The following is a 13,545-nucleotide window of genomic DNA, read 5'->3' on the forward strand; positions in this document are numbered from 1 at the left end:
GAGCCCCTGTAGCCCAATCGGCAGAGGCAGGCGACTTAAAATCGCCGCAGTGTGGGTTCGAACCCCACCGGGGGCACGCCTCCACCCGAGCGGTCCGGGAGGACCGGACCGCACCCCGGATGGCCGTCCGGTCGCCGTGGCGTCACCCGTTCCACCCCGGGAGGACAGCTCCGCGTCACCCGCCCGTCGCAGCGTCGCACGCGGAGAGCGGTCGGTCGGTCGATCACCGGGAGCGGGCCCGACCGCTCGGGCACCCCGGACGGACCGCTCGACGCCGACCCCCCGAAGCTGCTCCGAACGGGCGAGAAGATCAGCCACACTCATGGCAGGGAGGTGAGCGTCGTGGCTGACCAGGTGGACCTGTCGGGTCGGATCCCCGCGCCCGGGGGCGCCCGCCCGCCGTGGCGCGAGCTCGAGGGGCTGCGCCCGCTGACGTTGCGCGCGTGCCGGCGGCTCGTCGTCGTCGCGCCGCACCCGCGCGACGAGATCCGGGCGGCCGGCGGGCTGCTGCGCCGCCTCGCCGCGCGGCACGCCTCGGTCGACGTCCTCGCGCTCACCGACGGCCCGGGCCGCACCTGCACGCCGCCGGAGGGGCTCGCCGTCCCCATGGGACCGGAACGACCGGTCGACGACCTCGTGGTGCGCCCCGACGACCTCGCCGACCCCGACACGCTGGCCTCGGTGCTGGCGCGCCTCGACGAGGCCGCGGACGACGACCCGGTGGGCGAGACCTCGGTGGACTCCGAGGAGGCCGCGCTCGAGGACGCCTACGAGGCGCTGGGCGTCGCGGAGGTCCGCCGGCACCGCCTCGGGCTGCCCGACGCCGGGCTCGCCGGGCGCGAGGCCGACGTCGTCGCCGCGCTGAGCGAGATCGTCGGCTTCGTCGAGGACCCGCACGGGCTGTGCGTGCTCGCGCCCTGGTCGGGGGACGGCGACGACGACCACGAGGCCGCCGGGCGCGCCGCGGAGATCGTCTGCGCCGCCTACCGCGTGCGCCTCGTCCGGTGGCTCGACCAGGCCTGGAGCTGGGCCGGCCCCGAGTCGGCGGAGGTGCCGTGGCGGCGGGCCCGCCAGCTCGCGCTGTCGGAGACGGTGCGAGCTCGTAAACTCGCCGCCAGCGCAGCGTTCGGTGGCCGTCCCGGGCGCGACCGCGAACTGCCCGACGGCTCGGCCCCCGGTCCCCGCGAGGTCTTCCTGGTGTGAGAACGCCCCCCGTCGCCCGTCCGGGTGCTCCGGCACCCTCTGTTTCGCCCGACCGGTCGGCGCCCGTGGCTGCCGCGCGCCCTGGTGGGGGTCACACCCGGTCCGGTCACCGCTCGGGGCCGATAGGCTCCGCGACGTGACCGGCTGGACGAACGGCGACCGCGGCGAGGTGGCGACGGAGAATCCCGAGCTGGCCCCCGATCTCGGTGCCGACTACGCCGCCGAGGCCCAGCGCGTCCGCGACAGCGTCGCCCCGTCGAGCGGCCTCGCCGACTCGGACCTCCCGCAGGTCCTGCACACCGCGCCGGCCGCCGTCGCTCTCATTGACCTGGGTGCGGGGCTCGTCACCTACGCCAACGACTCGGCGTCGGCCCTCACCGGCGGTCGCGCCACCCTCCCGCTGGACATCGACGCGTGGAGCGAGGCGGCCGGGCTCACCGACCTGTCCGGACGCCCGATGCGCGACACGGCGTCCCCGCTCTCCCGCGTGGCCCAGGGCATCCCGGTCTCCGGCGAGCCCGTGGCCGTGGCCGACGCCGCGCGCCGCGGCTCGGACGCCACCGAGGAGGAGCGCGAGGAGGCCGAGGGGCGACTGCTGTGGGTCACCGGCTTCCCGCTCTCGGAGGCCGTCAACGCCGACCAGCGCCGGCTCGCCCTGGTCGTGTTCCTGCAGCTCTCGGGCGCGGGGGCGCAGCGCCACCTCGAGATGGTCCGCGACCGCGCGGTGGTGGCCACCGAGCTGTCGTTCACGATCTCCGACCCCGCGCGCGAGCAGAACCCGCTGGTGTGGGTCAACCCGGCGTTCACCCGCCTCACCGGCTACGAGCTCGACGAGGTCATGGGGCGCAACTGCCGCTTCCTGCAGGGCCCGAACACCGACCCGGCCTCGATCTCGCGCATCCGCACGGCGCTGGCCGAGGAGCGCCCGATCACCGAGGTGCTCCTCAACTACCGCCGCGACGGCACCGCGTTCTGGAACCAGGTGTCGATCACCCCGGTGCTCGACGGCGGGGGCCGCGTCGTCAACTTCGTCGGCGTCCAGGCCGACGTCACCGAGCGCGTCATGGTCGAGAACGAGCGCCGCGCCGCCCTCGCCGCCGCGGAGGAGACCCGCGAGCAGCTGCGGCTGCTCACCGAGTCGACCTCGGCGATGTCGGCGAGCCTCGACACCACCGGCGTCGCGGAGGCGCTCGCCCGCATCGTGGTGCCGGCGATGGCCGACTTCTGCTGCGTCGACCTGCTCGACGACGCCGAGGGCAACTCCCCGGTGCGCCGCGCGGCGGTCAACCACCGTGACGAGACGAAGACCGAGGAGGTCCAGGGCCTCGGCCGGTGGGTCAGCCCCACCGACGACGACCGCGACCCCATCGGCGAGGCGCTCTCGGCCGGCACGCCGTCGCTGCTCGCCGAGCTGCCGGTGCGCCCGGCGGGCATCGCCGAGCAGCCCGAGCTGCTGCGCCGCTACGAGGCGCTGCGGCCGCGCTCGGCGATCGTCGTCCCGCTGCGCGCCCGGGGCCAGGTGCTCGGCGCCCTGGTGCTGGGCACCGAGCTGCCCTACGGCCGGCGCTACGCCCAGCGCGACCTCTACCTGGCCGCCGACCTCGCCGCCCGCGCCGGGCTCGCGCTCGACAACGCCCGGCTCTACGCCCGCGAGCACGGGGCGGCCGAGACGCTGCAGCGCAGCCTGCTGCCCGCCGTCCCCGAGATGCCCGGGATGTCCATCGCGTCGCGGTACCTCGCCGCCACCGACGGCGCCCAGGTCGGCGGCGACTGGTACGACATGCTCGCCCTGCCCGACGGCGCCGTCGGCCTGGCGGTGGGCGACGTCGTGGGCCACGACCTGCGCGCCGCGGCCGCGATGGGCGAGCTGCGCGGGGTGCTGCGCTCCTACGCCTGGGAGGGGCTCGGGCCGGCCGACGTCGTCGACCGCTGCGACGACGTGGTCCAGGGTCTCGGCATGGCCGCGATGGCGACCGCCGTGTACGCCCGCTTCGAGCGGGGCGACGAGGGCGGGTGGACGCTGCGCTACTCCAACGCCGGGCACCCGCCGCCGCTGCTGCGCCGCGCCGACGGGACGGTCGAGCTGCTCACGGGCAACCTGTCGCCGCTGATCGGCGCGACGCGCGCGATCACCCGCGAGGAGACCTCGGTGCACTGCGCGAAGGGCGACCTGCTGGTCCTGCACACCGACGGCCTCATCGAGGCCCCGGGCGCCGACCCGGACGACCGGACCCAGCTCATCGCCGACACCCTCGCCGCGCAGGCGCCCGACATGCCCGTCGAGGAGCTGTGCGACCGGCTGCTCGGCATGCTGGGCGTCGACGGGCTGCGTGACGACGCCGTGCTGCTCGCGATCCGCCTCGACGGTGAGGACGGGCCGGTCGCGTCCCCGGTGTAGCGGTCCCCGGACGCACGACGGCCCGGTCCCGTGCGGGACCGGGCCGCCGCGTCGTTCTCAGGGAGTCGACCTCGGGGGGTCGTTCTCCGTGGGTCGTCCTCAGGGTCGCGGGGGCTCCTCGCCCGGCGGCGGGGGCGGCGGGGCCTGCCCCTCCTGCTGGCCGCCGTGCAGGAAGTCCTTGGCCTTCTCGCCGGCCTGGTCGACCTGCTCCTCGTGGCCGAAGCGCTGGCCGACGACGTCGGTGCCCTTGTCCACGTAGGAGTCGGCCTTCTCGGGGTTCTCCCCGGCCCAGTCCTTGGCCTGGTCGGCCATCTTGCCGAAGTCCACCATCGTCACCCTCCTCGTCGCTGCTTGCGAGGTTCCCCGGCAGCATTCCCCGGGCCGTCGCCGGCCGACACCTGCGACCCGGCCTGGTGCCTCCGATCGGGCGGATAGACTTGCCCGGGAGGCCCCATCCCGGGCGAAGCGGACACGCTGCGTCCACCACCGATCCGGTAAAGTTCTTTTTACCGAGACGGGAACCGATCCGGGCGACACGTCGTTGGACCGGGTGGACGCAACAGTCCGCGGCCGACCCGGCCGATGACGAGCCCGCCATCGGTGCCGGTCTCCGCTGAGGAGGAGGACGAGAGGTGCGCACCAGCAGCAACCCGGCGTTCCGCAACCTGCCCACCTCGCCGGGTGGGTACGCGCGGTTCGGCGACGCCCCGGCCGGCATGGCCGGCGCCGGCGGGATGTTCGGCGGGGGCGGCAGCCCCATGCCGACCGCGGCGGCGGACGACCGTCCGCTCACCGTGGACGACGTGGTCCAGAAGACCGCGCTCAACGTGGTCCTCGCCCTCGCGGTCGGTGTGGCCACCGCGTGGAGCGGCATCTACGTGCTGGGGCTCCTCGGCTTCGTGGTAGGTCTGGTCCTCGCGCTGATCATCATCTTCAAGCAGAGCACCAACAAGTGGCTGGTGCTCGGCTACTCGGCCTTCGAGGGCATGGCGCTCGGTGCGATCACCGGCGTCTTCCAGAACCTGGCGACCTCGCCGGGCGGTTCGAGCTTCGCCGGCATCGGCGTCCAGGCCGTCCTGGGCACGCTCGGCGTGTTCATCGGCATGCTCGTCGTCTACAAGACCGGCGCCATCCGCGTGACCCCGCGCCTGACCAAGATGGTCATCGGCGCGGCGATCGGCGTGGTCGTCCTGATGCTGGCCAACCTCGTCGCGGGCTTCTTCGTCCCCGGCGGCATGGGCCTGCGCGACGGCGGCACGCTCGCGATCATCTTCAGCCTGGTCTGCATCGCCATCGGCGCCTTCATGCTGATGCTCGACTTCGACCAGGCCGACCAGGCGGTCAAGGCCGGGGTCCCCGCGCGCTTCGCGTGGTACCTCGCCTTCGGCTTCATGACCACGCTGGTCTGGCTCTACATCGAGATCCTGCGCCTGCTCAGCTACTTCCGCGAGTAGACGTCCTCCCGAGCCGACGGCCCCTCCCGCACCGTGCGGGAGGGGCCGTCGTGCGTCCGGGGTGTTCCAGCCTGGCGGCCACGCTGACGTCAGACGTCAGGAACTCCCCCCGCTCAGTTCAGGCGCTCGAGCACCATCGCCATGCCCTGCCCGCCGCCGACGCACATGGTCTCGAGGCCCAGGGTCGCGTCGCGCTCGCGCAGGCCGTTGATGAGCGTCGTGGCGATGCGCGCGCCGGTCATGCCGAACGGGTGGCCGACGGCGATCGAGCCGCCGTGCACGTTGAGCTTGGCCTCCATCTCGTCGTCGCTCATCCCGAGCCCGCGGGCCGAGGGAATGACCTGGGCGGCGAAGGCCTCGTTGATCTCGACGAGGTCGACGTCGCCGACGGTGAGGCCGGCGCGGGCCAGGGCGCGGGCGGACGCCTCGATCGGGCCGAGCCCCATGATCTCGGGGGACAGGGCGCTGACCGCGGTCGACACGATGCGCGCGAGCGGCGTGATCCCGAGGGCCTCGGCGCGCTCGGCGGACATGATCACCAGTGCCGCGGCGCCGTCGTTGAGCGGGCACGCGTTGCCGGCGGTGATGCGCCCGTCGGGGCGGAAGACGGGCTTGAGGTCGGCGAGCGCCTCGTAGGTGGTGCTCGGGCGCGGGCTGTCGTCGTGCTCCATCACCGAGCCGTCGGGCAGGCGCACGGGCGTGATCTCGCGCGCCCAGAACCCCGAGTCCTGCGCGCGCGCCGCGTTCTGCTGCGAGCGCACCGCGAAGCGGTCCATCTCCTCGCGCGTGACGCCCTCGGCGAGCGCGACGTTCTCGGCGGTCTGCCCCATCGCGATGTAGGGGTCGGGGTACAGGCCGTCGGCGCGGGGGTCGTGCCACTCGGTCGCGCCGGCGGCGGCGACGTCGGCCGTGCGCTGCTCGGCGTCGGCGAACAGCGGGTTGTGGGTGTCGGGCCAGGCGTCGGAGTTGCCCTTCTCGAACCGCGACACCGTCTCGACGCCGGCGGCGAGGAAGACGTCGCCCTCGCCGGCGCGGATGGCGTGCGCGGCCATCCGCGCGGTCTGCAGCGACGACGAGCAGTACCGCGTGATCGTTGCGCCGGGCAGGCGGTCGAGGCCGAGCTCGACGGCGACGATGCGCGCGAGGTTGAAGCCCTGCTCGCCGCCGGGCAGGCCGCAGCCGAGCAGCAGGTCCTCGACCTCCTCGGCGTCGAGCGCCGGCACCGCGTCGAGGGCGGCCCGCACCACCTGCGCGGTGAGGTCGTCCGGGCGCATCGCGGCCAGCGAGCCCTTGCGGGCGCGGCCGATGGGCGAGCGGACGGCGGACACGATGACGGCCTCGCGGCCAGGGGCGACCATGCGCCGACCCTACGACCGCGCGTGCGAGCGAGCGCGTGGCGTTACGGACACTGGACGTCAGCGACGCCACGCCGCTGACAACGACACGCCCACCCCGACACGCCGATCCGCGTGAGACCGCGCACGTCCGTGGGGGCGAGCGGCGCGGCCGTCGGCGGATCCGGAAGATGGAGGGATGCGCTACGTCGAGCACGTCGCCGATCTCGTCGGGAACACCCCGCTGGTCCGTCTCAACCGCGTGGTGCCGTCGGGGCCGGACGCGCCGCTGGTGCTCGCCAAGGTCGAGTACTTCAACCCCGGCGGCAGCGTGAAGGACCGCATCGCCGAGAAGATGATCGACGCGGCGGAGGCGTCCGGCGAGCTGAAGCCCGGCGGGACGATCGTCGAGCCGACCTCGGGCAACACCGGGATCGGGCTCGCGATCATCGCCCAGCAGCGCGGCTACCACTGCATCTTCGTCTGCCCCGACAAGGTCAGCGTGGCCAAGCAGGACGCGCTGCGCGCCTACGGCGCCGAGGTCGTGGTGTGTCCCGCGGCCGTCGAGCCCGAGAGCCCCGAGTCGTACTACTCGGTGTCCGACCGGCTCGCCCGCGAGACCGAGGGTGGCTGGAAGCCCAACCAGTACGCCAACCCGGCGAACCCCGCCTCGCACGTCGCGTCCACGGGCCCGGAGATCTGGGAGCAGACCGAGGGGCGCATCACGCACTTCGTCGCGGGCGTCGGCACCGGAGGCACGATCTCGGGCACCGGCCACTACCTCAAGGACGTCTCCGACGGCCGCGTGCGGATCGTCGGCGCCGACCCGGTCGGCTCGGTCTACTCCGGCGGCGACGGGCGGCCCTACCTCGTCGAGGGCGTCGGCGAGGACTTCTGGCCCACCACCTACGACCGCGGTGTCCCCGACGAGATCGTCGCGGTGCCCGACCGCGACTCGTTCGTCATGACGCGGCGCCTGGCGCGCGAGGAGGCGCTGCTCGTCGGCGGCTCGTGCGGGATGGCGGTGTGCGCGGCGGCCGAGGTGGCGGCGAAGGCCGGCCCCGACGACGTCATCGTCGTGCTGCTGCCCGACGGCGGCCGCGGTTACCTGTCCACGGTCTTCAACGACCAGTGGATGGCCTCCTACGGCTTCCTCGCCCCCGACACCGGCGAGTGGACGGTCGGGGACGTGCTGCGCCGCAAGGACGGCTCCATCCCCGACCTCGTGCACGGCCACCCCAGCGAGACCGTCGCGGACGCCGTGTCGATCATGCGCGAGTTCGGCGTCTCGCAGATGCCGATCGTCCGCGCCGAGCCGCCGGTCATGGCGGCGGAGGTCCGGGGCGCGGTGACCGTGCGCGACCTGCTGGACAAGGTGTTCAACGAGCAGGCCTCGCTCACCGACCCCGTCGAGCGCCACCTCTCGCGGCCCCTGCCGAGCCTCGGCAGCAACGAGCCGATCTCCAAGGCGGTGGAGGCGCTGCGCGGCGGCGACGGGGCGCTGGTGGTCGTCGACGGGCGGCCCGCGGGCATCGTGACCCGCGCCGACATCCTCGCGTTCCTGGCCACCGGCAGCCGCTACGACGTCGGTGGATCGAGCTGAGAGAGAGGTGCCTAGGGTGGACGAGGTGAACGGTTTCTCGACGCGCGCCCTGCACGACGGCCAGGAGCCCGACCCGACGACGGGCGCGGTGGTCGTGCCCATCTTCGCGACGTCGACGTTCGCGCAGGACGGCGTCGGGGGGCTGCGCTCGGGCTACGAGTACGCGCGCACCGGCAACCCGTCGCGCACCTCGCTCGAGACCACGCTGGCCTCGCTCGAGGGCGGGCGCCACGCCCGCGCGTTCGCCTCGGGCATGGCCGCCGAGGACGCGCTGCTGCGCGGCGTGCTGCGCCCCGGCGACCACGTGCTCATCCCGCTCGACGCGTACGGCGGCACCTACCGGCTGATCTCCACGGTGTACTGCGACTGGGGCGTCGAGTACACCGCGGTGGACACGGCCGACGTCGACGCCGTGCGGGCCGCCATCCGCCCCAACACCAAGATCTTGTGGTGCGAGACGCCGACCAACCCGCTGCTCGGCATCGCGGACATCGCCGCGCTCGGCGCCGTGGCCCGCGAGCACGAGCTCATGCTGGTCGTCGACAACACCTTCGCCTCGCCCTACCTGCAGACGCCGCTCGCGCTCGGCGCGCACGTCGTCGTGCACTCCACGACGAAGTACCTGGGCGGGCACTCCGACGTCGTCGGCGGCGCGCTCGTCACCGACGACGACGCCCTGCACGAGACGCTGGGCAAGATGCAGAACGGCATGGGCGCGGTGCCCTCGCCGTTCGACTGCTTCCTCACCCAGCGCGGGATCAAGACCCTCGCGGTGCGCATGGAGCGCCACAGCGACAACGCCGAGCGCGTCGCCGACGTCCTCGCCGCGCACCCGGCGATCACCTCGGTGCTCTACCCGGGCCGCGCCGACCACCCGGGCCACGAGGTGGCCGCCAAGCAGATGCGCCGCTTCGGCGGGATGGTCTCGGTGCGCGTGGCCGGCGGCGAGCAGGCCGCCCGCCACCTGTGCGCCGCCACGCGCGTGTTCACCCTCGCCGAGTCGCTGGGCGGGGTGGAGTCGCTCATCGAGCACCCGGGCGCCATGACCCACGCGTCGGCGGCCGGCTCGCTGCTCGAGGTCCCCGCCGACCTCGTGCGCCTGTCGGTGGGCCTGGAGGACGCCGACGACCTCGTCGACGACCTCCGCCGGGCCCTCGACTCGCTCGGCTAGCGGATGCTCTCGCCGTAGACCCGCTCGACGGTCATGACCATCAGCACGCGGCGGTCGGCGACCATCGTCGCGCGGTAGTCGTCCCAGTCCGGGTGCTCGCCAGCCGCGGTGCGGTAGTACTCGACGAGCGCTTCCACCTCGGCCGAGTGCGGGTCGGCACCCGGCCCGGTCAGCGTCACCGGGCCCTCGGCGGTGGCCCACGCCCACCCGTCGGGCGCGGTGACCTCCACGGCCGCGCGCGGGTCGCGCCGCAGGTTGGCGGTCTTGGCCCGCCCCTCGGTCATCGACACCGACAGCGTGCCCGTGGCGGGGTCGTAGAAGGGCATGACGGGGGAGAGCTGGGGCAGCCCGCCCTTCTTGATGGTGGCGAGGACGCCGAGGCGGCTCTCGGCGAGCAGGGCGCGGGGGTCGAACGGCTCGGTCGGCCCGGACGAGGAGGACGTCACCCCTCGATGATGCGCCCTATCCGCGGCGGGCGGCGGGGTCGTGATCGGCCGGGTCGGCGACCAGCGGGTCGATCTCACCGGGCTTCAGGCAGCCGCCCACGAGCGAGATGCCGTCGGGGGTGCTGACGTAGCGGGCCGGGTCGTCACAGCCCGCGGAGCCGACCGTGCCCACCGCGGCGAGGGCCAGCAGCGCGGCGAGGAGCAGCGGCAGCGCCCGCGCGAGGCGCGTGACCCGCGTGTCGGGGGGCGGCATCGTGTCCACCGGTCCCCACCCCCCTCCTGCGTCCTGTCCCGGCGGGATCCTCACGCCGATACCACAAGGCTACCGACGCTCCGCGAGTGCGAGCCCGACGCGCACGATCGGGCGACCGGCGCGGGCGGGAGCGCGACGACCGGTCGTCGCGCGGAACCGTCCGTCGGCCTCACACCATCCTCACCGCTCACCCGCCGCTCGTCCTGAGCGGGAGCTGAGGGCCACCTGAACGTCACCGGTGATCCGGCGCCCGGCATCATCGAGGCCGTGGAGCTCGTCCGTCCCGCCGACATCCGTGCGGCGCGCGACGCGCTGGCCGGGGTGGTCCGCGAGACGCCGGTGACGCCGTCCCGGGCGCTCGAGACGGTCACCAGCACCCCCGTCCTCCTCAAGTGCGAGAACCTCCAGCGCACGGGCAGCTTCAAGATCCGCGGGGCGTACCGGCGGATCCAGCGGCTCGCCCCGGACGAGCGCGCGGCCGGGGTGGTGGCCGCGAGTGCGGGCAACCACGCGCAGGGCGTCGCGCTGGCCGCGCAGATGCTCGGCGCCCGGGCCACGGTGTTCATGCCGGCGGGCGCGCCCCTGCCCAAGATCGAGGCCACCCGCGAGTACGGGGCGGACGTCGAGCTCGTCGACACGCTGGACGAGACGTTCACCGCGGCGGCGGCGTTCGCCGGGCGCACCGGAGCGGTGCTGATCCACCCCTTCGACCACCCCGACATCGTCGCCGGCCAGGGCACGGTCGGGCTGGAGATCCTCGAGCAGGTCCCGGACGTCGCGACGATCGTCGTCTGCACGGGCGGGGGCGGGCTGCTCGCGGGGATCGCGGCGGCCTGCGCGCCCGCGGGCGTGCGGGTCGTCGGCGCCCAGGCCGCGGGGCTCGCCGCCTGGCCGCCCTCGCTGACCGCGGGCGCCCCGACGAGCGTCGCCGGCGCCACCATCGCCGACGGCATCGCGGTCTCGCGGCCCGGGGAGGTGACGTTCGCGCACGTCCGCGCCCTGGTCGACGAGATCGTCACCGTCGGCGAGGAGGCCATCGCCCGCGGCGTGCTGCGCTGCCTCGAGCGGGAGAAGCTGCTCGTGGAGCCCGCGGGGGCCGCGGCCGTGGCGGCCGTCGCGGAGAACCCCGGGCGCTGGCCCGCGCCCGTGGTCGCCGTGCTGTCCGGCGGCAACGTCGACCCGATGCTGCTGGTCGACATCGTGCGCCGGGGCCTCGTCGCCGCCGGGCGCTACGCGGCGCTGCGCGTGCGCCTCACCGACCGCCCGGGCTACCTCGCGGACGTGCTGCGCCGTGTCGGGCAGGCGGGCGGCAACGTCGTGGACGTCGAGCACCGCCGGCTGACCGGGTCGGGCGCCGCACCGGGCACCGTGGACGTGGCCCTCACGCTCGAGGCGCGGGGCCACGACCACCGGGCGGTGATCCTCGCCGAGCTGGCCGCCGCCGGCTACGACGTGACGGGGGAGTAGGGCTCAGGCTCTGCCGATCAGGCGCCGTAGGGCTCGGCCGACACCAGCGTGACCTCCATCGACCCGCCGTCGGGCAGGTCGTAGCTCACGGTGTCGCCGGCCTTGGCGCCGAGCAGCGCAGAGCCGAGCGGGGAGTTCGGCGAGTAGACCTCGAGGTCGCCGTGAGCGCCCTCCTCGCGCGAGCCGAGCAGGAAGGTCTCGGTGTCGTCGTCGCCCTCGAAGCGGACCGTCAGCACGGTGCCGGGGACGGCGGTGCCGCTCTCGGTGGGCGTCTCGCCGACCTTGGCGGTGTGCAGCAGCTCCTGGAGGTGGCGGATGCGGGCCTCCATGACGCCCTGCTCCTCGCGGGCCGCGTGGTAGCCGCCGTTCTCCTTGAGGTCGCCCTCCTCCCGCGCGGCATTGATCTTCTGCGCGATCACGGGACGCTGTCCGACGAGGTCGTCGAGCTCGGCCTTCAGCCGGTCGTGCGCATCCTGGGTCAGCCAGGTCACCTGCGTCTGCGTCTCGGTCACGTCGATCAACTCCTCGGAGGTCCGTTCCCGCGCTGCGCGGGTCGGCGGCCTGTTCTCCTCGCGGGCACTACGGACACCGCGCGGGGGTGCACGGTGCCGGCGGCCCGGGGGCCACAGACGGAAAAACACGACCCGCGGCATGCGGGCCGTGTCGCCCTACGGTAACACGCCCGGCGCCGTGCGGAACCCGTTCGAGGGTGCCGCCGGCGGGATCGGATGCGCGTGAAGGGCCTTGACCACCTGCGGTTTTCCTGCTTCACCCGCCCCGCGAGCGGTGTCTCGGAGATCCGCGCGAGGGCCCTCGAACATGATCGCGCACCGGCGGCGACGGGGGCGTCGGCAGGGTTGAGCGCAGGGCTGTCGGGGGTGCCCGGGATGATGGAGGCACGCGGGGGCGTTGTTCCCCGGTGGTCACCAGTTCGACGCACGAGGACGGCTCCGGACAGACGATGAGCGCACTTCCCCCCGATCAGCCGCTCCGGCTCCTGTCGGTGCACGCCCACCCCGACGACGAGTCCAGCAAGGGCGCCGCCTCCTGTGCGCGCTACGTCGCGGACGGCGTCGAGGTCATGGTCGTGACGTGCACCGGCGGCGAGGCGGGCAGCATCCTCAACCCCGCGATGGACACCCCCGAGGTGCAGGCCGACATGGTCGGCACGCGCCGCGCCGAGATGGAGAAGGCCGCGGCCATCCTCGGGGTGCAGCACCGCTGGCTGGGCTTCGTCGACTCGGGGCTGCCCGAGGGCGACCCGAAGCCCCCGCTGCCGCCGGGCTGCTTCGCGCTCGAGCCCCTCGAGGTGCCCACCGAGGCGCTGGTGCGGATCGTGCGCGAGTTCCGCCCGCACGTCGTCGTCACCTACGACGAGAACGGCGGCTACCCCCACCCCGACCACATCCGCACCCACGAGGTGTCGATGGCGGCGTTCGACGCGGCGGGCGACCCGGACCGGTTCCCGCTGGCCGGCGAGCCGTGGCAGCCGCTGAAGCTCTACTACTCGCACGGGTTCTCCAAGGCCCGCGTGCTCGCCTTCCACGAGGCGCTGCTCGAGGCCGGCCTGGAGTCGCCGTACGCCGAGTGGCTGGAGAAGTGGGACGACTCCCGGCCCGACCCGGGCGCCCGCGTCACCACGCGTGTGGCCTGCTCGGAGTACTTCTCGGTCCGCGACGACGCCCTGCGCGCCCACGCCACGCAGATCGACCCCAACGGCCGTTGGTTCCAGGTGCCGATGGACCTCCAGCAGCGCGTGTGGCCCACCGAGGACTACGAGCTCGCCCGCTCGCTGGTCGACACCGAGGAGACCCACGAGGCCCCCGGTGACGACCTCTTCGCCGGCGTCCGGGAGCGGGTCGGCGCATGAACCGCCTGACGGTGTGGTGGACGCTGCTCCCGACGCGGGTGCCGGCGCCCCCGCCCGGGGGCGCGCCGGGCACCGAGCGCGGCGAGGAGTTCGGCAAGACCTCGCCGATCGCGCTGGTCGTCATCCTGCTGCTCGGGGTGGCCACGGCCCTGCTCATCCGCTCGATGACCAAGCGGCTGCGCAACGTGCCGGCGTCATTCGACCCGCCGGGGGAGGACGGTCCGGACCGTCCGGAGCAGGACGGTGTGCCCGACGGCGAGGGCCGGTCCGCGGCCGGGCACGGCGGGGTGGACCGTACGGAGCGACCCCCGGGCGGCCCTCCGCTCTGACTCGCCTCGGGTCCACC

Annotated in this window: 13 protein-coding genes and 1 tRNA gene; 9 read left to right on the plus strand and 5 right to left on the minus strand. The window is 74.3% G+C overall.

Features of this window, described 5'->3' with window-relative positions; genetic code table 11:
• The first annotated feature begins 2 nt into the window (after window positions 1-2).
• The 3 genes from ACFPK1_RS21315 (at window position 3) to ACFPK1_RS21325 (ending at window position 3,601) form a co-directional block, all read left to right on the plus strand.
• Window positions 3-76, plus strand: a tRNA-Leu gene (locus ACFPK1_RS21315).
• Between the two features lie 266 nt (window positions 77-342).
• A complete protein-coding gene (locus ACFPK1_RS21320; protein WP_378022957.1) occupies window positions 343-1,203 on the plus strand; it encodes a PIG-L deacetylase family protein in 861 nt (286 codons plus the stop codon).
• 136 nt (window positions 1,204-1,339) lie between these two features.
• A complete protein-coding gene (locus tag ACFPK1_RS21325) occupies window positions 1,340-3,601 on the plus strand; it encodes a SpoIIE family protein phosphatase (RefSeq protein ID WP_378022958.1) in 2,262 nt (753 codons plus the stop codon).
• A 99-nt stretch (window positions 3,602-3,700) separates the two neighbouring features.
• Here the strand turns inward: ACFPK1_RS21325 and ACFPK1_RS21330 are convergent, their stop codons facing one another.
• Window positions 3,701-3,931 carry an antitoxin gene (locus ACFPK1_RS21330; RefSeq protein ID WP_378023048.1) on the minus strand — a complete coding sequence of 77 codons (231 nt, stop codon included), beginning with the start codon at window positions 3,929-3,931 and terminating at the stop codon, window positions 3,701-3,703.
• Between the two features lie 302 nt (window positions 3,932-4,233).
• Between ACFPK1_RS21330 and ACFPK1_RS21335 the strand changes: the two genes are divergently transcribed.
• Entirely contained in the window at window positions 4,234-5,055 is an 822-nt protein-coding gene (locus ACFPK1_RS21335) for a Bax inhibitor-1/YccA family protein (RefSeq protein ID WP_378022959.1), read from the plus strand.
• A gap of 113 nt (window positions 5,056-5,168) precedes the next feature.
• Here the strand turns inward: ACFPK1_RS21335 and ACFPK1_RS21340 are convergent, their stop codons facing one another.
• Complete coding sequence (locus ACFPK1_RS21340; RefSeq protein WP_378022960.1) at window positions 5,169-6,413, minus strand: acetyl-CoA C-acetyltransferase; 1,245 nt, start codon at window positions 6,411-6,413, stop codon at window positions 5,169-5,171.
• Between the two features lie 175 nt (window positions 6,414-6,588).
• Between ACFPK1_RS21340 and ACFPK1_RS21345 the strand changes: the two genes are divergently transcribed.
• Both ACFPK1_RS21345 and ACFPK1_RS21350 read left to right on the plus strand, forming a co-directional pair.
• Window positions 6,589-7,992: a cystathionine beta-synthase gene (locus ACFPK1_RS21345; protein WP_378022961.1), complete on the plus strand. Its 1,404-nt coding sequence runs from the start codon at window positions 6,589-6,591 to the stop codon at window positions 7,990-7,992.
• Between the two features lie 25 nt (window positions 7,993-8,017).
• Window positions 8,018-9,163, plus strand: coding sequence for a cystathionine gamma-synthase (locus ACFPK1_RS21350; RefSeq protein ID WP_378023049.1), 1,146 nt, complete (start codon window positions 8,018-8,020; stop codon window positions 9,161-9,163).
• Here ACFPK1_RS21350 and ACFPK1_RS21355 read toward each other — a convergent pair.
• Together ACFPK1_RS21355 and ACFPK1_RS21360 are read right to left on the minus strand one after the other, a co-directional pair.
• Complete coding sequence (locus ACFPK1_RS21355; protein WP_378022962.1) at window positions 9,160-9,609, minus strand: PPOX class F420-dependent oxidoreductase; 450 nt, start codon at window positions 9,607-9,609, stop codon at window positions 9,160-9,162. The genes ACFPK1_RS21350 and ACFPK1_RS21355 overlap by 4 nt on opposite strands.
• A gap of 16 nt (window positions 9,610-9,625) precedes the next feature.
• On the minus strand, window positions 9,626-9,862 hold the full coding sequence (locus ACFPK1_RS21360; protein ID WP_378022963.1) for a hypothetical protein: 237 nt from the start codon (window positions 9,860-9,862) through the stop codon (window positions 9,626-9,628).
• Window positions 9,863-10,129: 267 nt separating this feature from the next.
• On the opposite strand from ACFPK1_RS21360, the gene ilvA reads away from it, so the two are divergent.
• On the plus strand, window positions 10,130-11,329 hold the full coding sequence (gene ilvA / locus ACFPK1_RS21365) for a threonine ammonia-lyase (protein WP_378022964.1): 1,200 nt from the start codon (window positions 10,130-10,132) through the stop codon (window positions 11,327-11,329).
• Between the two features lie 17 nt (window positions 11,330-11,346).
• Here the strand turns inward: ilvA and greA are convergent, their stop codons facing one another.
• The gene (gene greA / locus ACFPK1_RS21370) at window positions 11,347-11,841 is read right to left on the minus strand and encodes a transcription elongation factor GreA (RefSeq protein WP_378022965.1); all 495 of its coding nucleotides are present in this window, start codon (window positions 11,839-11,841) and stop codon (window positions 11,347-11,349) included.
• Window positions 11,842-12,290: 449 nt separating this feature from the next.
• Here greA and mca point away from each other — a divergent pair, with 449 nt between their 5' ends.
• Complete coding sequence (mca, locus tag ACFPK1_RS21375) at window positions 12,291-13,199, plus strand: mycothiol conjugate amidase Mca (RefSeq protein ID WP_378022966.1); 909 nt, start codon at window positions 12,291-12,293, stop codon at window positions 13,197-13,199.
• A complete protein-coding gene (locus ACFPK1_RS21380; RefSeq protein WP_378022967.1) occupies window positions 13,196-13,528 on the plus strand; it encodes a hypothetical protein in 333 nt (110 codons plus the stop codon). The genes mca and ACFPK1_RS21380 overlap by 4 nt, the downstream gene beginning before the upstream one ends.
• Window positions 13,529-13,545: the final 17 nt, after the last annotated feature.

Source organism: Actinomycetospora rhizophila, assembly GCF_042657905.1.
Taxonomy (GTDB): Bacteria; Actinomycetota; Actinomycetes; order Mycobacteriales; family Pseudonocardiaceae; genus Actinomycetospora; species Actinomycetospora rhizophila.